The organism is Niameybacter massiliensis, from assembly GCF_001282685.1.
GTDB lineage: Bacteria > Bacillota > Clostridia > Lachnospirales > Cellulosilyticaceae > Holtiella > Holtiella tumoricola.
Genome location: NZ_LN875035.1, coordinates 2946786 through 2966179 on the forward strand (window position 1 = coordinate 2946786; position 19394 = coordinate 2966179).

General features: G+C 34.3%; 17 protein-coding genes. 6 read left to right on the forward strand and 11 right to left on the reverse strand.

Annotated features, from left to right (window positions below):
- Positions 1–63: 63 nt before the first annotated feature.
- On the reverse strand, positions 64–819 hold the full coding sequence (locus BN2390_RS19405) for a LytR/AlgR family response regulator transcription factor (protein ID WP_053985946.1): 756 nt from the start codon (positions 817–819) through the stop codon (positions 64–66).
- Positions 816–2516: a LytS/YhcK type 5TM receptor domain-containing protein gene (locus tag BN2390_RS19410; RefSeq protein ID WP_053985947.1), complete on the reverse strand. Its 1701-nt coding sequence runs from the start codon at positions 2514–2516 to the stop codon at positions 816–818. The genes BN2390_RS19405 and BN2390_RS19410 overlap by 4 nt, the downstream gene beginning before the upstream one ends.
- A gap of 136 nt (positions 2517–2652) precedes the next feature.
- Here BN2390_RS19410 and BN2390_RS19415 point away from each other — a divergent pair, with 136 nt between their 5' ends.
- The 3 genes from BN2390_RS19415 to BN2390_RS19425 all read left to right on the forward strand — a co-directional run bounded on the left by BN2390_RS19415 (position 2653) and on the right by BN2390_RS19425 (position 5120).
- The gene (locus BN2390_RS19415) at positions 2653–3222 is read left to right on the forward strand and encodes a LemA family protein (protein WP_053985948.1); all 570 of its coding nucleotides are present in this window, start codon (positions 2653–2655) and stop codon (positions 3220–3222) included.
- Between the two features lie 62 nt (positions 3223–3284).
- On the forward strand, positions 3285–3989 hold the full coding sequence (locus BN2390_RS19420; RefSeq protein WP_242847701.1) for a TPM domain-containing protein: 705 nt from the start codon (positions 3285–3287) through the stop codon (positions 3987–3989).
- 189 nt (positions 3990–4178) lie between these two features.
- On the forward strand, positions 4179–5120 hold the full coding sequence (locus tag BN2390_RS19425; protein ID WP_053985950.1) for a 2-hydroxyacid dehydrogenase: 942 nt from the start codon (positions 4179–4181) through the stop codon (positions 5118–5120).
- On the opposite strand, the gene BN2390_RS19430 is transcribed toward BN2390_RS19425, so the two are convergent.
- From BN2390_RS19430 to BN2390_RS19465, 8 genes are all read right to left on the reverse strand, one after another.
- The gene (locus BN2390_RS19430) at positions 5113–7251 is read right to left on the reverse strand and encodes a transglutaminase domain-containing protein (protein ID WP_053985951.1); all 2139 of its coding nucleotides are present in this window, start codon (positions 7249–7251) and stop codon (positions 5113–5115) included. The two genes, BN2390_RS19425 and BN2390_RS19430, sit on opposite strands and share 8 nt — an antisense overlap.
- A gap of 11 nt (positions 7252–7262) precedes the next feature.
- Entirely contained in the window at positions 7263–8279 is a 1017-nt protein-coding gene (locus tag BN2390_RS19435; protein WP_198524951.1) for a DUF58 domain-containing protein, read from the reverse strand.
- A gap of 172 nt (positions 8280–8451) precedes the next feature.
- Positions 8452–9408, reverse strand: coding sequence for an AAA family ATPase (locus BN2390_RS19440; protein ID WP_053985953.1), 957 nt, complete (start codon positions 9406–9408; stop codon positions 8452–8454).
- Between the two features lie 161 nt (positions 9409–9569).
- Positions 9570–11519: a cellulose biosynthesis cyclic di-GMP-binding regulatory protein BcsB gene (locus tag BN2390_RS19445; RefSeq protein WP_053985954.1), complete on the reverse strand. Its 1950-nt coding sequence runs from the start codon at positions 11517–11519 to the stop codon at positions 9570–9572.
- Positions 11520–11528: 9 nt separating this feature from the next.
- The gene (locus BN2390_RS19450; RefSeq protein ID WP_053985955.1) at positions 11529–12779 is read right to left on the reverse strand and encodes a glycosyltransferase family 2 protein; all 1251 of its coding nucleotides are present in this window, start codon (positions 12777–12779) and stop codon (positions 11529–11531) included.
- Positions 12776–13420: a hypothetical protein gene (locus tag BN2390_RS19455; RefSeq protein ID WP_053985956.1), complete on the reverse strand. Its 645-nt coding sequence runs from the start codon at positions 13418–13420 to the stop codon at positions 12776–12778. Before BN2390_RS19455 ends, BN2390_RS19450 begins: the two co-directional genes overlap by 4 nt.
- Positions 13410–14255, reverse strand: a complete 846-nt coding sequence (locus BN2390_RS19460; protein ID WP_053985957.1) for a GGDEF domain-containing protein — start codon at positions 14253–14255, stop codon at positions 13410–13412. Before BN2390_RS19460 ends, BN2390_RS19455 begins: the two co-directional genes overlap by 11 nt.
- A gap of 19 nt (positions 14256–14274) precedes the next feature.
- Positions 14275–15378, reverse strand: coding sequence for a glycosyl hydrolase family 8 (locus BN2390_RS19465; protein WP_053985958.1), 1104 nt, complete (start codon positions 15376–15378; stop codon positions 14275–14277).
- A 333-nt stretch (positions 15379–15711) separates the two neighbouring features.
- Between BN2390_RS19465 and BN2390_RS19470 the strand changes: the two genes are divergently transcribed.
- Complete coding sequence (locus BN2390_RS19470) at positions 15712–16221, forward strand: hypothetical protein (protein WP_053985959.1); 510 nt, start codon at positions 15712–15714, stop codon at positions 16219–16221.
- Between the two features lie 134 nt (positions 16222–16355).
- Positions 16356–17456 carry a DUF305 domain-containing protein gene (locus BN2390_RS22320; protein WP_053985960.1) on the forward strand — a complete coding sequence of 367 codons (1101 nt, stop codon included), beginning with the start codon at positions 16356–16358 and terminating at the stop codon, positions 17454–17456.
- On the opposite strand, the gene BN2390_RS19480 is transcribed toward BN2390_RS22320, so the two are convergent.
- Positions 17457–17897 (reverse strand): GNAT family N-acetyltransferase, encoded by a 441-nt coding sequence (locus BN2390_RS19480; RefSeq protein WP_053985961.1) that lies wholly within the window; start codon positions 17895–17897, stop codon positions 17457–17459.
- Positions 17898–18044: 147 nt separating this feature from the next.
- Between BN2390_RS19480 and BN2390_RS19485 the strand changes: the two genes are divergently transcribed.
- Positions 18045–19388 carry an MATE family efflux transporter gene (locus BN2390_RS19485; protein ID WP_053985962.1) on the forward strand — a complete coding sequence of 448 codons (1344 nt, stop codon included), beginning with the start codon at positions 18045–18047 and terminating at the stop codon, positions 19386–19388.
- Positions 19389–19394: the final 6 nt, after the last annotated feature.

Consider the following 19394-nt stretch of genomic DNA (forward strand, 5'->3'; position numbering starts at 1 on the left):
TTATGTTTAAAATGTATATACTCTTGTTTAAAAGGTTTGATTTCACGTTTTAAATGCACAGTTTTAACTTAAAAAGTATTCTTTCAATTTCTTAATATGATTACGACTTACAGGAAGTGCCTCTCTCTCGAATCCTCTTAGCTTAACAACGTACATATTATTAAAACTTGGTTCTATTTCTGTTACATACTTTAAGTTAATCATATAGCTCTTATGTATCCTTAGAAAATGTTCCTTCCCTAACTTTTCCTCAAAATACTTTAAGGGTTGCCCACTTTGCAGTGTACCCTTAAAAGTATGTATTTTGCACGCACGTTCATCTACTTCTATAAAGGCAATCTCTTTAATATCCACTAAATTTAACTTTTTATCTGTACCTATAGCCAGCTTTCCAATTTCTCTTGCTTGTTCTTTTACCTGTAATGCTTCTATAGATTGATCTCTTAAAACTTGCTTTCTCTTATGTTGCCTCATAATCTTCTTCATAGTAAGCTCTATTCGCCTTTCATCAAAGGGCTTCATAATATAATCTATTGCTTCCATTTCAAAAGCTTTTACAGCAAATTCATCATATGCAGTAGCAAAAACAATACTCACCTCAGGTAGAACGCCTTTGACTAAAGCCGCTAACTCTATGCCTTGTACATCTCCTAAGTTAATATCTAAAAAAATCACATCAAAAGGTATCTCTAAAACTTTTTTCATAAGACCTTGTCCACTATTTGCCTCTTCAATCTCAACATAAGGCAAATACTTTTCAATAAGATATCTTAACTCACTTCTCGATGGTCTCTCATCATCTACAATAGCAATTTTCATGCTACTTCCCCCTTTCTCATCAAAGGTATATGTATGGTACAAATGGTACCTTTACCTATATTTGAATCAATTTGTAAACCATTCTGCTCTCCATAAACACTTTTTAACCTTCTATGTACATTAGATAAGCCTACTTTCCCTTTTGCCATTTTATTTTTGTAGAGATCTTCTAGTAAACCTTCTTCTATCCCTTTACCATTATCACTTACTGTAATGATAACTTCTTGTGCTTGTTGTGTGACAGCAACGATTACTTTACCGCCCTCTGCTCTACTCATGGCACCATGTTTCACAGCATTTTCTACAATAGGTTGTAAAATAAAGTTGGGCACTGTACAGCAAATCCCTTCTGGCATGTCTATTTCTACTTGTAACCGCTCTTCAAACCTGGCTTTTTCTAACTGTAAATAGGCTTTAACATGCTCTATCTCCTTAGCTAAACTTATAGAATCTAAGCTTTCCTCTAAAGTATTTCTAAAATAAGTACTTAACACAATAAGTAACTCTCTTGCACGCTCTGGTTTCTCCCTACACAATGCACTAATTGTATTTAAAGCATTAAAAAGAAAATGAGGATTAATTTGAGATTGTAAGGCTTGGTATTCTGCCCTTTGCCTTAACTTAATTTGATTATCTAGTTCTGCTAACTCTAATTGGGTTGAAAATAATTTGGCTAAACCATCTACAAAGCCTATTTCTGCTTGTATGGCCTTCTTAGATTTGTTAATGAGAACAACCATGCATCCTAAGCATTCATTATGTTTTATAATAGGTGCAATGACTACTGTAAACATCTTAAAAGATTTAAAGATTTTTTCCCCTAGCTCATGCTTATCTGCTACTTGTATCTTACCTGTTATACATGTTGTCTTAATGAGTTCCTTTAAATAGGTACATTGACTAAACTGTGCCTTTTCTAATAATCCTGCACAACTTAATATTTCTTGTTCATTTGTCATGGCTACTCCTGATACATCAGACATCTTTAAAATAGTTTGAGCCATATCCTGTAAATTTTGTTCATTATAAAATCCATTTTTAAAATAGGGTAAACATCTATCGACTATTTTTAAAGACAGCTTAATACGTGTTGCAGCTTCATAGTCTCTCTCCATAACAATAAAATCTAAAATATTAATAAAGACTCCTACACCTACTGCATTTAGAAATACCATAGGTATAAAGATTGCTTTTACCACTTCTACTGCTTGATTAAATGGCCTTGCTACAAGCAAAATGACACTCATCTGTACCAGCTCAGCCAAAATAGTAACACCTATTATATACATCCCTCTTTGTTTTGATTTCTGTATACGATTTGAGAATAATCCTGCTATTAGCCCTTCAAGTATAGTAGAAATGGCACATGCTGTTGCCGTAAATCCCCCTATATTAATAAGGTATCTATGTACACCTGCTATAAGTCCAGCACCTACACCTGCTACAGGCCCCCCGATGATTCCTGCTGTTACAATAGCAATAACCCTTGTATTTGCTATTGCACCTTGTACGCTGATTCCTGTATAGGTTGAAACAATCCCCATTCCTCCAAATATAACTGCCAGAATAATCTTTGAGTATAATCTGTCACTATCATTAAAAATAAAATCTTTTATTATAGGAATACGTGTAAATAAATAAGCCATAAAAACCAACATACTAATATTTAAGCAAATATTTCTTAATATTGGATCCATCATTATCACCCTAAAATTGTATTTTATTTTCTAACTTTTTAAATTTATTATAGCATAAATATTAAGGTTTGTTCATTCTATAATCCTGTTCATTTCTACACATACTATTTCTATATTAAGAAAGGAGTTTGATAAGATGAAAACAGGCTGGAAAGTACTTATTGGTATCATTATTGTGATTGTACTCCTTGCTATTCCTACTGTTGGCAGTTACAACAATCTGATTACGCAAGAACAAAATGTCAATACAACGAAGTCCAATATCGACACACAACTTCAACGTCGTATGGATCTTATTCCAAATCTTGTAAATACTGTACAAGGCTATGCAACTCAAGAAAAAGAAATTTTTACAGACATCGCCAATTCTAGAAGTAAACTTGCTGGTGCGACTGATGTAAAAGAGCAAGCTGCGGCGGATAGTGAATTAAGTAATGCTCTATCTAGATTACTTGTCATTGTAGAACGCTATCCTGACTTAAAGTCTAATCAGAACTTTCAAGACTTATCTATTCAGCTAGAAGGTACTGAAAACAGAATTGCTATTGCAAGACAAGACTATAATACTGCTGTAGCAAGCTATAACAATCAAAAAAGACGTTTTCCTACTAATATTGTAGCTTCCCTATTTAATTTCCCAGATTATCCATTATATACAGCTACTGCTGGTGCTAATGAAGCACCGATTGTAGACTTCTCTGGCTGATTATGCTAAATAAATCTAAACATTGGAAGCTCATAACTTTAGTTCTAATAACTGTTACACTTTTGAACTTTGTTTCTTTAGCTGCTACACCATCTCTCCCCTCACCTACAACATACAAATACATTAACGATTATGCTGGCGCAATCTCTAAGCAAGGTCTAGATTATTTTGTAGAAGTAGGTACACAAGTAGAGCTCTCAACAGGTGCACAAGCTATTGTTGTTGTGGTCCCTTCAACTGAAGGTATTCCTATTGAAGACTATGCCATTAAACTTTTTAGGAGCTGGGGTATTGGTCATGCGGAGGAAGATAATGGTTTGCTTATTCTCCTTGCTACAAAGGATCAGCGTTGGCGCGTTGAAGTAGGAAGAGGATTAGAAGGTCTTATTCCTGATGCACTTAGTAATCGTATTATGACCAATATAGCAAAACCCGAATTTATAGAGGGCCGCTATGAAGAAGGTCTTATAAAAGCTTATGATAGCTTTAATGCTATTTTATTTGAAGAATATGGCGTTACGCCTTCTACAAATACACAACCTCATAAACAAACTTCTATTGCACCTATCATTATTGTCTTACTTCTTCTAGATATTGTTCTAAATAGAGGACGTATTCTCTCTAGCCTACTACAAATCTTCTATATTTCTAGTATTACTGGTGGTGGCAGAGGTCGTGGAAATGGTGGTGGTCCTGGTGGATTTGGAGGAAATGGTGGTTTCGGAGGCGGCTCTTCTAATGGTGGCGGCTCAAGCGGTGGATGGTAATAAAAAAGAGGTCGCAACTTTGCGACCTCTTTTTGAGATGTCCTACTCTTAAAATATTTAGTTGTACCAGAACTAAAATACTTCCTTCATTAGTATGGCACCTTTCAAAACAAAATAATCATATCTGTTTGACTTTCTCCCTAATCCTTTCTAAGATAGAATTAACAAAACTATAGAGGGGTGTTAGAAATGAAATTAGTTATTATAGAACCATTAGGGGTAGATGAACAAAAGTTACTTTCTTTAACACATGATACTTTAGGACAAGACATAGAAGTTATTTACTATGATACACGTACAACTGATACGGATGAACTTATTAAACGCGGTCAAGATGCTGATATCATCGCTGTATCTAACTTGCCTTTATCTCGTGAAGTCATTGCAGGGTGTACCAACCTTAAGATGCTTGCGGTTGCCTTCACTGGTGTAGATCACATTGCACTTGATGCTTGCCGTGAACGTGATATCACTGTTTGTAATTGTTCTGGCTACTCTAATGCTGCCGTTACAGACTTAGTATTTGGCATGGTGGTTGGACTCTATCGTAATCTTATTCCTTGCAATGAAGTAGTACGCCAAGAAGGTACAAAACAAGGTTTAGTTGGATTTGAATTAGAAGGAAAGAAATTTGGCATTATCGGTACGGGGGCAATTGGTATGCGTGTAGCTAAAGTGGCTGCTGCTTTTGGATGTGAAGTCTATGCCTATAGCCGTACTGTTAAAAATGAAGAAGGCATTCATTATACTGATTTAGATACACTTCTTAAAACTTGTGATATTGTCTCTTTACATGTCCCACTTACACCATCTACAACACATCTTATTAATGCAGACAAATTAGCACTTATGCAACCACATGCTCTTCTCATTAATACAGCACGTGGTCCTGTTGTAGACACTAAAGCCCTTGCTGATGCACTTTTCAATCATCAAATTGCCGGTGCTGGTATAGATGTCTTTGAAGTAGAACCTCCTGTACCTTCTGACCATCCACTCTTTAGTGCTCCAAATGTTATTGTGACACCACATATTGCTTTTGCCACTATTGAAGCACTTGAAAAACGTGCTGTTATTATGCTAGATAATGTTAAAAACTTCTTATCTAATACCCCTACAAATGTTATTTAAGTATTTTCCTTAAAGATGTGTGAAGCCCACGCATCTTTTCTTTTTGCTCCTGTGTCATGCCTTGATTGCTATATTTTGCGCGTAAATAGAGTTTTGTCATTTCTTCAAATACATTTGTGCCAAGTCTTTCATCTACTCTTTTAGCAAAAATAAGCTCAGTTTCTCCTTCTTCTACTTTAAGTCCTTTCATTGCTAGCCTTGTTAATCCATCAGAATACTCCTCTAAAATATATTCCCTTGGTAATAGCTTATCCTTCTTCATCCTTCTTACAAAAATAATACTCCCCAAAATAACAAGTATAGTACTTACTAGCATACCCATTATACCCTTTAGCTTGCTATAAGACTTGATCACAGGTGATTGTGGCTGTGAGTTGTTTATGTTACTATCCTCTAGCTCAATAGGCTCCATTTCTGGATAATAGGGATCTGTCGTCCCTACATATCTTTGTCTTAATACCCCTTGATAAGCTGGAGTTGGTTCAAAGAGCATCCACCCAAATCCTTCAAAATACACTTCTACCCATGCGTGTGCTTGCTTATTGGTAATCATATAAGTACTGGTTCCTTGTTGATAAACTGCTGGTGTTACATAACCTTCAACATAGCGACTAGGTAAGTCTATGCATCTAGCTAAAACCGCCATTGCTGTTGCAAAATAGGTACAATAACCTTCTTTTTTTTCAAATAGGAAGGTATCTACAAAATCTTTACGTACATTATTTTCTCCTGGTGTCAAAGTATAAGTATATTGAGAGGCCAAATAGCTTTCTATAGCACGTACTTTATCATAAGCATTTTCATAGTCTTTTGTAATTTCATAAGCCAATTCTCTTACCCGCTCAGGCACAGTATTGGGTAACTGTGTATAGGCCTCTTGTATCTCCTCAGCCCTTATCATCCACTTCCCTAACTCTTCTCTTGTTAGAACACTTGTATCACCTATTTTCCTATATTCAGCGTACAGACCTTTTTTACTTTTCCTGATAGCCTCTTTAAACTCTTCTGTATTATATTGTGGGGTATAGCCATGAACACTATAAGTAAATCCCTTTCCAAAGGCTGACCCCATATATAAGTTATCTTCATGTATTTGGTAAAACTCTTTTACTTCTTGAGACACAGCTAAATTACTACTTTTAGTTGGGATAAACAAAGACTGAGTCAATATATCTTTAAACTTAATTCGATACAGTTGATCTCTATATAGTCTATCTTCTGATGCATTGGATAATAAGCGCATACCTTGTATCATTTCAAGGGTATCTAAAAACTGATACTCACCAATACTTTTTACAACAGGGTTCTCTTCTTCATTAGTCCAGTAGTTCCCTCTATAAATACTTTTTGTATCCGCTTTAAAATAAGTACTTTTTGTCGTTGTTACCTCTAGTACTTCTTCATTGCCTAAGACAATATCCCCACCTAACTTACCTTTGTAAGGATAATATTTTGTATAGGCATCTTTATGTTCTCCTGACTCCTTCTTATCTAATAGTCTATGTAATGCAGTAAATTTAATGGGTGCTGTAGAAGCACTAAATACAGTGAGTACAAATGTTAAACCACAAATTAAGCTGGTGATTTTGAAATAACTCATTTTCATCTTTCTACTTTCTTCTGCTTCATCTAAAAGCTTCAAATAATAATCGTAGAAAAAATATAGTAAGGCGATTATCACAAAAAGCATTAGCCCTACTCCATTAAAGTCCTTTTCCCAGAAAATAATAAAACCATAAAGACATACCCCTACCATCATAAGAAGTACTTTATTAAAGTATTTTTGGGTTAAAATATATACAACGAGTGTAATACCTAAGGTTATACCAAGCTCCAATCCATTTGCTTTTATATATTGCCCCAATTGTTCTATACTACTTGTCCACTTTTCATGATTTTTTAAAAGGATTGTTGCAGCACCAATAAGCCCTATACTCCCGGCTCCTGCTATAAAGGTATAGAAATTCTTCAAAACTAAACACCATATGATATAACCTATTATCGTCGCTATAGCCACTAACATATATTTCCCGGGAATACCTATTAAATAAAGTGCACCATAGATTAAGCTTATGCTCATTCCTACTCCAAGACATATTTTAACCCATTCACTAAAGAAGTTCCGTTTCATCCCTTCCCCTCCTAGCTATTTAGAACTTGATTAAGTTCATCGTCTATATTTATTTCATAATAGATTGCACCTAAACGAATAAGTGCTTCACTAATCACATTCTTTTCATCATTTACAATGCCACCAACTTGTTCTGGATTCACGTAAATCAAAATGACTTGTTTATCTTCACTTATACACCTATTAACTTGATCATAAAGCTCATAATTAAGGTCACTGGTTATACCTATCCAATAACTACGACATACTTCAAGCTCTGGTATCATCTCAAATACCTTATCTATTGGAACCTGACTTTGAAACTTCATTTTGAAGAGTAACTCGTAAAGTTCATAGAAATAGGCTAAATCTTTACCTTTATGAATACGAAGTTCCTTTTGGAAATAGCAAAAAGTTGTAGGAATTTCCTGATTTAGGCAATAGTATAAAACAGCTACTGCACATTCTACCAACTTATCTTCTAAAATGGTTTGCGCCTCTATTTCTAAATAACCTTGTGGCACTAAATCTAATACCACATAAACTTTAGCTATAGCCGTCGCATCTTCGCTTTTCACCATAAGCTTTTGCTCCTTTGCACTAAGCTTCCAATGCACTTTATGCATACTATCTCCATAGGCATACTCACGTACATCTGAAATAAGCCCACCACCACTTTTAATACCATTGATAATCATTTCTGATTCTTCTTCTGCATTGGGATAAATAGGTAACTTCTCTAGCACTACGATTTTAGGATATACTGTTACCTCTTTAGGCTCCATGACTTTATAAGGCATACGAAAAATGCCTAAAAAATCCGTAATGTAGACTTTATGAACACCTATTTCATAGCAACCTCTATATTTACATTCAATTTCATATCGAAAGGTCTTTTTACTTTTTGCTGGTACGCACATTCTCTTGGTCTCAAAGTATTTAATTAAAATGCTATCTATTCCATAAAACTCAACTTCTAAATTAGGATAAAATAAAGACGTTTCATTTGAAGTACTAAAGTTAAATTGAATACGTTCACCTTTAGTCATAAATTTCTTATTTATTTCTTGTGTATAGGTAAATTTAGAGTAAATATATAAAACATGAATCAAACATATAATGGTTAAAAAAATAAGGGGATAAGCCAATAACGAACTTCCTATCCCTCCTTTAAAATAACAAAAAACTAAGGTTAATAAGAGTAATATGCTATAAAGTATTCTATTTTTGATCATAAGCTTTCACCCTAGGCATCCTAATGCCTTTCAAAATACGTCCTATAATATATTCAGTCGTAATTTGTTTAAGTTTTGCTTCATGCCTAAGATGAATACGATGTTTGAGTATAAAGGGTGCCATCATCACAACATCATCTGGAATCACATAGTCTCTTCCCTCATAAAATGCCCACCCTTGAGCTGCTCTTAACAAGTTTAAAGACCCTCTTGGACTTGCCCCTAATAAAACTTCTTCTTGTGATCTTGTTGCACTTACAATCTCTACAATCAACCGATTAATAGTTTCATGTACATAAACCTTTTGAACTGCTTCTTGTACCGCTATAATCTCTTCCCCTGTCGCAACAGGCTCAAGTGTATGTAATGGATTCTCTTCTTTATATTTACTCAGCATAGCCACTTCACTTTCATAACCTGGATAACCAACACTTAACTTCATGAAAAAGCGGTCTAACTGTGCTTCTGGTAAAGGAAATGTTCCTAAGTGCTCTACTGGATTTTGTGTTGCCATAACCATAAATGGTGTTGGCATTACATAGGTTTTACCATCAACGGTTATTTGTCCCTCTTCCATTGCCTCTAACAAACTAGATTGGGTTTTTGGTGGTGTTCTATTAATCTCATCTGCTAATATAAATTGTCCTAAAAGTGCACCTTTACGGTATTCAAACTCCCCTGTTTTTGGATTAAACATTGAAAATCCAAGTAGGTCAGACGGTAATACATCTGGTGTAAATTGTATTCTATTAAATGTTCCATCTATAGATTTTGCTAGTGCTGCAACAAGAGTCGTTTTCCCCACTCCTGGAACATCTTCTAAAAGTATATGACCCTTACATATTAAGGTGAGTACGGCCATTTCTATTGTCTCTCTCTTACCTAACATAACTTTTTCTATATTGTCTACAATTCTCTTCACTACCTCTTGATTATGATCCATAGCCTTCCCCCTTAGACGTCTATTATCTTCTCAATTTAATTGTAGTTCGCCAAATTATCATTTGTCAAAGTTAAATAGTCTGTTTTATCTAAATTCGTTATTATAGTCAAAACAAAGGTCTAGATAAGCATTTTACCTAGACCTTCCTTGTACAAAACTACCTATTTATTTTTTCTATAGACAAAGTAAACAATGATTAATCCGCCCATCAGCACAAATATACTAATCACCAAAATACCTTCTTGTATTCGCCCTTCTGTAGGCTTATTAGCAGAAGGATTATTTACAGTTTCTTCTTTAGAAGTTGAAATGATTTGGGGTACTTCTATTACCTCTGCAAGAGAGGTTTGTCCCTCACTATCAATGATTAACTTTTGCCCCATTAAAGAGGTTGGGTTCACTTTAGTATTTAGCAAACGATTCAGTTCCTCATGAGATGCCACACTAATCTTTAACTCTCCTTGCTCTTTACCTTCTTTAGGTTTTATCGTACATACTATACTTTCTGTATTAAAAGTTGTCACAGCACTCTGAGGCACCACTTCATAAATAATACTTTGATATTGATTATACTCTGGGTCTACTGCTTCTCTTGTAATATAAATGCTTCCTGCTCGTTGTGACATATTTGCCCCAATCTTTGTAAATAACCTTGAAAGCACTTTAAGATCTGCTTGATTTAAATCTTTTGGTAACACAAGTTGTATAGGCTGTAATACGCCCTCTTTTACAAAGGGGTAAGGAAACATTTCAAAGGCATAGGTTTTTACTACACCTGCTGGCAAATAGAAATAGGAATCTTTTAAAATAAGTCCCCATGGTGTATCTTCTTCCCTTGTTATACATTCAGCTTTATTAATTTCTAAATCAAAAGCTATGGTTACTTTTGTATTATTTTTTATTCGTATATCTTGTGGGATAGTGAGCTCTATTGTATCATCATCTGCTCTACTTCTATCTAATAAACTACTAGAAACAGCTTGATCATTAATATAAAGGGTTACTAAAGCATGTTCAAAATCTAAGTTTTTACTATATCTTGTGTGTAAAACCAACTTAGCACCTTTTTGTAATATCAATTCATTAGGTACTTTTAAAAAGATATTTGCTTTATTTCTATGCTGACCTGTTATATAGATAGAATCCAGTCCCATTTTCTCTAGTGTATAGTGACTTTTACCTTTTTCTATCTGGGCTTCTTCAAAAGCATTCTCTTCGTTTATAACAAGATAATTAGACTGTACAAGACTTCTTACCTCTTCTGCTCCCAAGAAATCTATACCACGCTCTAGTGCCTCCTTCGTATTCCCACATAAGATAAGCCTATCATAATCTGATGTCCTATCAAGTAATATACCAACAGATTGTTCTCTTGGTAATGTTAACTCAGGATAGTAGATACTAAGCATTTTTTCATTGCCTATAATGATGCTTTTCTTATATTCATCTAAATTATCCGTTGGCTTGATAAAGAATTCATCGCCTTGGCTGGTATACTCACCTAAAGTTGTGATAATTTCTAATGCTGCTGCTAGCTCCTCATCTGTATAATCCTTAGCAATAATAATAGGAATGGTATCTTCTAATTGCTTTCGCATAATAGGATAGGGGAATTGGCCTATTGTTAGCTCATTGGCTTCTGTATACGTAAGTGTAAGCTGTGATTCTTTAAATAAATTGAGCCAGTTTGCAGGATTCACAGAATCTGTACATCTTTCTTCAGATAACCTTAGATAGCCTTTTATACTTAATTTATTAAACCCTTCTTTTATATTTGCTAGAGGTATCCCTACCTCTAATTGATCTGCTTCAAACTTTTGGCTAGGATTAAATGAATAAAAAGGTTCATCGTTTAAATAAAGTGTTATTGTAGACATATCTGTTCGTATTAATTGAGTTGTTAAATAGACTAAGTTTAACTTAGCTCCTGTAACTTCCCATGGTTCCTCTACATAAAAGTACCAATCCTCTTTTCCAAAGTTACCATTCACTTGTCTATTGGTCCCTAGTGTATAACTTACCTCACCTGTTCTAACAGCTCCAAACACTGGTTGTATAAAGCATATAACCAGAAGGATTATTAGACCGGTCCATTGTTTTAGCATTTTCATTATGTCCTCCTAAAATCGCTCGGTCTTGTACCATTTAACTTCTGTCTTTAATATACTATCCTTAATATAATGATAAAGTCCCATCAGTGTTACAACTGCCCAAAGCTTGGAATAGGTAAAATACATGAGCATGGCTATTAAAATATTCTCGGCATATAATTCACCCTTTTCTAGCATGAGTGCCATAGATATAGAAAGTATATACACCACATAAGCTAGAAACCATAAAATCAGACTATATCCTACTACATTGATTGTAATAAGATGTGTTAATCCAAAAATAAATAGTACATCTGAAACAACACTTGCTGTTAAACCAAAAATATAAATTGCTGTAAAATAGATAATATCGAATTTAACAGGTCCACTTTTTGGATCAAATACATATTTCAAATCTTTGAAAATCACATAGATATTTCCCTTGGCCCATCTTGTCCTTTGCTTCAACCAAACTTTGATGGTTTGTGGCTCTTGCTCCCATGTAACAGCCTTTGGCATAAACATAATTCTATAACCCATTCTATACATTCTAAAGCTAATCTCTGTATCCTCTGCTAAAGCCTTTGTATCCCATCCACCTATTTCATCAATAATACGCCTTCTTAGGATAAAATTAGTACCTGGAATTGTACATAATTTGAGAAGTTTCCATCTCCCTGCTTGAGCCATCCATTGAAAGAATAACGTTTCTATATTCACAAACTTAGTCAATAAGTTATGTTCCTTATTTCGTGTTCTAAACTTCCCAATTACTGCTCCTAATTTGTCATCTCTTACAAGAGTCGTTACCAAATAAAGTAGAGCCTTTTTCTCTGGTGTATTATCTGCATCATAAATAGCAATAAACTCACCCACACTTTCCTTATATCCAATATTAAGTGCATTAGACTTACCTTTTCCTCCTGTAACTGCATCTGTATTGATTACCTTTAGACATACAGGATGCCCTTCATCTTGGATACGCTTTAAAGTCTTAGCTGAATCATCACTAGAGTTATCATTAATAACGATGACTTCATACCTATCTACGGGATAGTCAAAGCTTAATAGAGACCGAACTGTCTTTTCAATAACTATCCCTTCATTATGAGCTGGTACCATAATAGACACCATAGGATAGTATTCTAACTGTGTATCAATCCAAGTGTTATCCATTTCTTTGCTATACAAATAGCCACCTATTCCTAATACTATATTTACAAGAATAACAACCCATATAATAATTAACGAAGCAATAAATAAATACTCGATTAGACTCATATATTTCCTTTCTTATAAAATTTTCTTTTTTCTCTTTTCCTGCCTTCTCTAATGAAATAGATAAAGGCGATAATAGCTAGAATCATGACCCATCTTATCATACGATTAAATCTGCTTATATCTATTACCTCTTGCTCTATATTTTGTCCTGTATTTTCTTCTATGATCTCTTGTTCTATATATTTAGGCATTCTAAGTAGTCTTACATACTGCTTCGGTAAAGGACTTATTGGGATTTCTAGATCCCCCATATTTTGTATAACTGTTTTTATATTTTCGGTAGCTGCATCAACTCGAATAGCTATTGGTTGTTGACTCGTTGTAAAAGCTTCATAGCCATGTAAATCTAATTCACTACTCTCTATCATTGTAAATAGACTGATCTCTTTTAGAATGGTATTTCGCTCCATATAAGGCTCTGCCTTCTCACCTGGTAACAGAATGCCTACCTCTTCTTTATCTAATTCAAGAGTATAGGGAATATGTGCTGCTTTTAAATATTCAGTAGCCACTTCTAACCTATCTCCTGCTCCTCTATCATTACAGGTTAAAATCAAAAATCGAGGTCCTATATCTTGTCCTACTAGATTGAGTATGGTGCATAACCATACACCTATAACAACTACGATTCTATACATCATATTCTAATTCTCTATTCACTTGCTCTATATATTCAAGAGGTGAAGCTATACCTTCATGATACTGTTTAAAAGCAATTCTTAGCTCAATCTCAATACCTTTAAGAGGTGATGTTTCATCAAATTCCAATTCTGTTATCTGTTGTTTAATACGCTCTCTAATCACTTCTTGATAGGTCTCATCCATGACTAAAATAGAAGCAAAACTTTCTTCTTCTCTTAGACTATACGTTGCATCTTCTTCACGTAGCGTACTAATAATAGCCTTGCCAATCTGCTTTTGTAATTCATCATATGCTTTTTGTCCAATAATGCCTTTAATGCGCTTCCCATAACGTAATTTAACGATCATGACGGTTAGAGGTAGCTCTTGTCTACTACATAACTTCATATACATTTTTAAATGTTCTAGAAAGGCACTTGTATTCTTTAATCCTGTTAACTCATCTATTCTTACTAACATTTGTTTTTGTAAATTCAATTGTTTATTAAATTTTTGTAGATTGTTGATGGCTTGTCCTAAAGCACCTATGCTCAGATAAAAGGCGGGTAAAATAATAAAACCACTTGCTTCAAAAAATGTAACTACTCCTTGACTTTGATGAATCATAGCAAGCAATATGGTACCGTAAATAAAATCTCCTATCATGCTTAAACAAAGGGCCACACCAAATCCTGTATAATACGAAATAATTGATCCTATACACAGTGCGCCCATAAAATAATAAACGATAAAGTCCGCTCGCTGTATACCTGTTGTTAACAATAAAATAAATGTAAAAATAATCATCAAACTTATTCCTGCATAAATGTCTGCTTTTATTCTAGTTATTTTCATAGTATCACTTCCTTTATTTCTAGAAAGCTAAAAGTGCTTGTAAATTGTCATAAGAATATATTTCTTCACTTGCCTCGTCTCCAAACGCTCCTTTTAACACACTATTCTCCGTTTGAATTTGAAAGCTTAACATTTTATCCATTGCGAGATCATAAAGTTCTTGATTACCTATCACCTTACCTATTTGAGCTATGCCGGCATAAATGGCTGTAGACTCTATATCCGTCGTTGGCATACCTGTTAAAGTATTATATGTTCCATAAACTGCTCCATTTTTTAGCTCCTCTAATAACCATTTAATCGTCTCATCTTTATGTTGTCCCACCTGTGCTAATTGCAAAATAGTTAAAACCCCTTCTGTCATACGCCACTCCTTGCCATGGTCATACGATTTGGTTTCATAATCATATTGAAAAGCGTAAAAGGGAAATACCTTGCCTAGAAATCCTTTTTCTATTGTTTTCAAACTCTTCCTATATACCTTTTTCCATGCTGGATTAATATCACTTAACTTCCACATGGTTTCAAGATCAAAATAGCAAAGAGGTATGGTGTCTACAACCTCTTCTACAAGCCCATCATAACATCCATACAACCGCCCTTTAACTACATTAGTGTTATAAAACTTTTCTTCTATTTGTTGTACCAATGTACTGTACTCAGGATTATTCCATTTAATACTTGCTTCATAAAGTGCCCTTAAAATTCTTAAGTCATCAATCGCTGCATTGCTACTTGCAAGCGTCTCATCTTCTTTGCTACGCCATACCAATATCCCATTTGCATTTATCAAATATTGATTAACAAATGTTACTGCTTGTTCAAATTCTTCTGACTTATCTTCTTTTACTAAATACAACATATAGAGTCCTTGTGATTCTGAAAGTACTTCATGTCCTGTAGCCCACTCATTGGCCATTGTAGTAGGATGGTAATTTGTATAAATTCCTCCTAATTCATTCATGAGATATTGCTTTATAAAGTTATAACAAGCTTCTTGCTCTTGACTATTACTCATAACTTCAATTACTTTATTATTAACTACGGGGCCTTGGTACTTAATAATAGCAATGCTTACTATAATCAATACACCTATTAAAATTACAACATTTTTTTTATACATATAATATTCCAATCTATAATTTTCGCTTATGGTCTTATGATTTTCTCATCTTTATTATTATATAATTTGAGAGACTTTATTTATATCTATCTACTTTTAACCTATCTAAATCTATTCAACAGAAGATATAACATAAAACATATTAAATAGTAATAGGTATTATAACCAGTCTATAACTATATTAAAATATTTATTTTAATATAAAAATAAGTTACGTTTTAAATCCATAATACAAATTCTAAAGAAACCTTAAGAATTTAGATATTTCATTTTAAGAAGTTTCCTGTACACTATATTTATAAAATAAAAATAATCTATGGGAGATTTAAACTAATGGAAAAAAATCGCTTTTTAACTTTTCTTTTTTCACTTATTCCGGGGGCAGGACATATGTATTTAGGACTTATGAAAAAGGGTGTCTCACTTATGCTCGTTTTCGGACTTGTATTCAGCTTATGTAACTTCTTACATTTTGGACTTATCAGCTTTATTCTACCTGTTATTTGGTTCTACTGCTTCTTTGATAGCTTAACACTTTCTCGTTTTAATGCACAGGATCGTGCCATCGATGAAGCCAACTTCATGGAAAAAATGAATCAATTATTAAAACAAGATTGGCAACAAATTTTAACGACTTATCGTACACCTATTGGAATCGCTGCACTCATTATTGGGATTTATGCTTTCTTTTCTAATTTTGTAATGCCATATCTTTATCAATTTGGTAACTGGGGACATAGATTCTATAGCTTATTCTACAATATTCCTACTGCAATCTTTAGTGTTGCCCTCATTGGTGTCGGTATTTATCTGCTTACACGCTATCATGCAAATAATGATTAATTATAAAAAGGACGTATAAAACGTCCTTTTTTGTTTATTCTCCAATTTTAACCATGTATCCTACTTTTGCATATTTAGGTTTTACTCTATACATAATAAATAATAAATTTTTAATATAAAAGGAGATTTAAATTATGTCTAACCGTTCAAAAAAATGGATTCTTCTATTAGGAGCATGTGTTTTATGTAGTGCACCACTTTATGCTACTATTACAGAATCTACAAATACTCGTGGAGAAAAACCTTCAGTAACACAACCTCAAGCTAAACCAGAAACAAAACCTACACCAGCCCCTACTCCTGGTCAAAGTACTAAACCTGCTCCAGCTCCTACTCCTGGCGAAAGTACTAAACCTGCTCCAGCCCCTACTCCTGGTGAAAGTACTAAACCTGCCCCAGCTCCTACTCCTGGCGAAAGTACTAAACCTGCTCCAGCCCCTACTCCTGGCGAAAGTACTAAACCTGCCCCAGCTCCTACTCCTGGTCAAAGTACTAAACCAATGCCTGCTCCTACTCCTGGCGAAAGTACTAAACCTGCTCCAGCCCCTACTCCTGGACAATGTACTAAACCTACTCCAGCTCCTACTCCTGGACAATGTACTAAACCTACTCCAGCTCCTACTCCTGGTCAAAATACTAAGCCAATGCCTGCCCCTACTCCTAACTGTAAACAAACAGGCTACTATAAAGCATTTGAAAAGGCTATGGCTGGTTACGAAGAAACCACTTCAAAACTTCAACCATCTGGATTCGTTGATATTGACTTCTTAGAAGAAATGATTCCTCATCATGAATTAGGTATTTCAATGGCTGAAAACATCTTAAAAACTGCAAAAAATGATGAAGTTAAAGCCATTGCAACTTCTATTGTAGAAAGCCAAAAAGCTCAAGTAGGACAAATGACTAAACTTGAAGAAAAATTAAAAACAAAAAATTGTAAATGCGACAAAAATAATTCTTGCGCAAATGAAGAAGAAGCTAAATATTTAGCTAAATATAAAGAAATCAATGAATCTATGATTAAAAAGATGAAAGCTCTTGTTGCTACTTGTAACGATGATGCAGATTTCATTGCTGAAATGATTCCTCATCATGAAGGTGCAGTTGAAATGGCTCAAAACATTCTCGAATATAGCCATAATCGTGCAGTTAAAAAAATAGCTAAAAACATAGTTAAAGAGCAACAAGCACAAATTAAACAAATGCAAACTTTACTTGCTACTCTTCAAAAATAATTAATTACTCTTCTTACCCATTAACACCATATCTTCGTAGTCTTTATAACCTCTACGTTGATAGTACCCCTGTGTAGCCTCAGCTCTACAGGTTAATAAAACAATATCATTAATACCTTTTTCATAAAGGTGCTTTTCAAATTCATTAAGGAGTTTTGTGCCTCTTCCGCCACCACTAAGTGTAGGATCGGTACAAAACTCTTTTATTTCAAACTTAATCCCATCATAGTATTGTTCTTCATATCCTAATATCATGCCAACAAGCTTGTCTTCTTCATAGGCTACTAAACCATATGAAGCCTCATGACTTAACATTTGTGAAAGCCTTTTACTTGCAGTTTGTATTGTCCATTTATCATTCCATGGTGATGCATTAAATGCCTTAATATAGATATTAGCTATTTCATTTAGATGTTCTTTTGTTAATCTTTCAAATCTCATCTTTTACGCCTTCTCTCTTAATAAATATAAGTATCTACTATTATATATGTTAATCCATATTTTTGTCACAAAATAATTGCATTCTCTATATGATAGACTTAGAATAAATGAGGCAATTAAATTTGTTTTACATAAGGAGATTTTATCGTGGATCATTCAATGAAAAAAACGGTATGGCAAAACTACGTAAGCTATTTATTACCTACTGTTATCGGTATGGTAACCTATAGCTTATACTGCTTGGCTGATGTTCTATTTGTGTCGTTAGGGGAAGGTAGTAATGGACTTGCAGCTTTAAACATTTCCCTTCCTATCTTCACCATTTATTCTGCATTAGCTATTTTAATTGGGGTAGGTGCTTCTATTACAATTGGAGTTTTAAAAGGAGAAGGAAATCTAGATGGAGCCCATAAAACGTTGACTATGGCTATTTCCACAGTTACATTACTCGGTACTTTGTTCACTCTACTAAGTATCCTTTTTACTAAAGAATTAGCGCTACTATTAGGAGCAGATACGACTATATTAAAAGACGTTATTGGCTACTTAATCCCCGTATGCTATGGTGTCTTATTCTATATGCTTGCAGGTAGTCTAACTGTGCTTGTTCGCTCAGATGGTAATCCAAAACTTGTTATGGTTGCAGGTATGACCGGTAATCTGATTAATATTATTTTAGACTATATTTTCATTATACCTCTTGGTTGGGGAACATTTGGTGCAGGCCTAGCAACCGCTATTGGATTTACCATTAGCATGTGTATACTTTGGTTACACTTTATTATGAAAAAAAATACAGTTCATTTTACAAAATCGTATTTTGATATAAATTTATTTATTCGTATGATTAAAAATGGTTTAGGTGCTAGTTTATTAGAAATATCTACGGGTGTTACAATCTTTCTCATTAATCTAGCCCTTATGAAAGTAAGTGGTGCAACCGCTGTAGCCATATTTAGTGTCATTTCTAATATCGCCTTCATCGCCAAAGGCCTATTTGGTGGTATGGCACAAGCTAGCCAGCCTATTATTAGCCTTAACTTTGGTCTTAAGAATTTCGGGGTGATGAAACTTGCCAATAACTACGCAATGTGGGTAGCTGGTAGCGCAGGTCTTATTTCCTTTATCCTATTAGACCTATTCTCTAGACCTATTATCAGTGCTTTAGTCTCTACTGACCCTCAAGTAATTGAACAAGGTGCACTGGCTATACGCCTTTACTTCTTCGCCTTTGCCTTTACTGGATTTAATACAGTACTTATGTATTACTTCCAGTCCATAGAATGTTCTTTCTACTCTACAATCATGGCATTTTTACGAGGTATTGGACTTATCTTCATCCTTCTCCTCATACTTCCACGTTTCTTAGGAGAAGCAGGCATCTGGCTCGTACTACCAGTTACAGAACTTATCATCTTTGCAGTATTCTTCAGTGTTAAACAGCTCTACAGCAACAAACACTTAAATCATACTCTAGGTGTTTCTGCCTAAGCACAT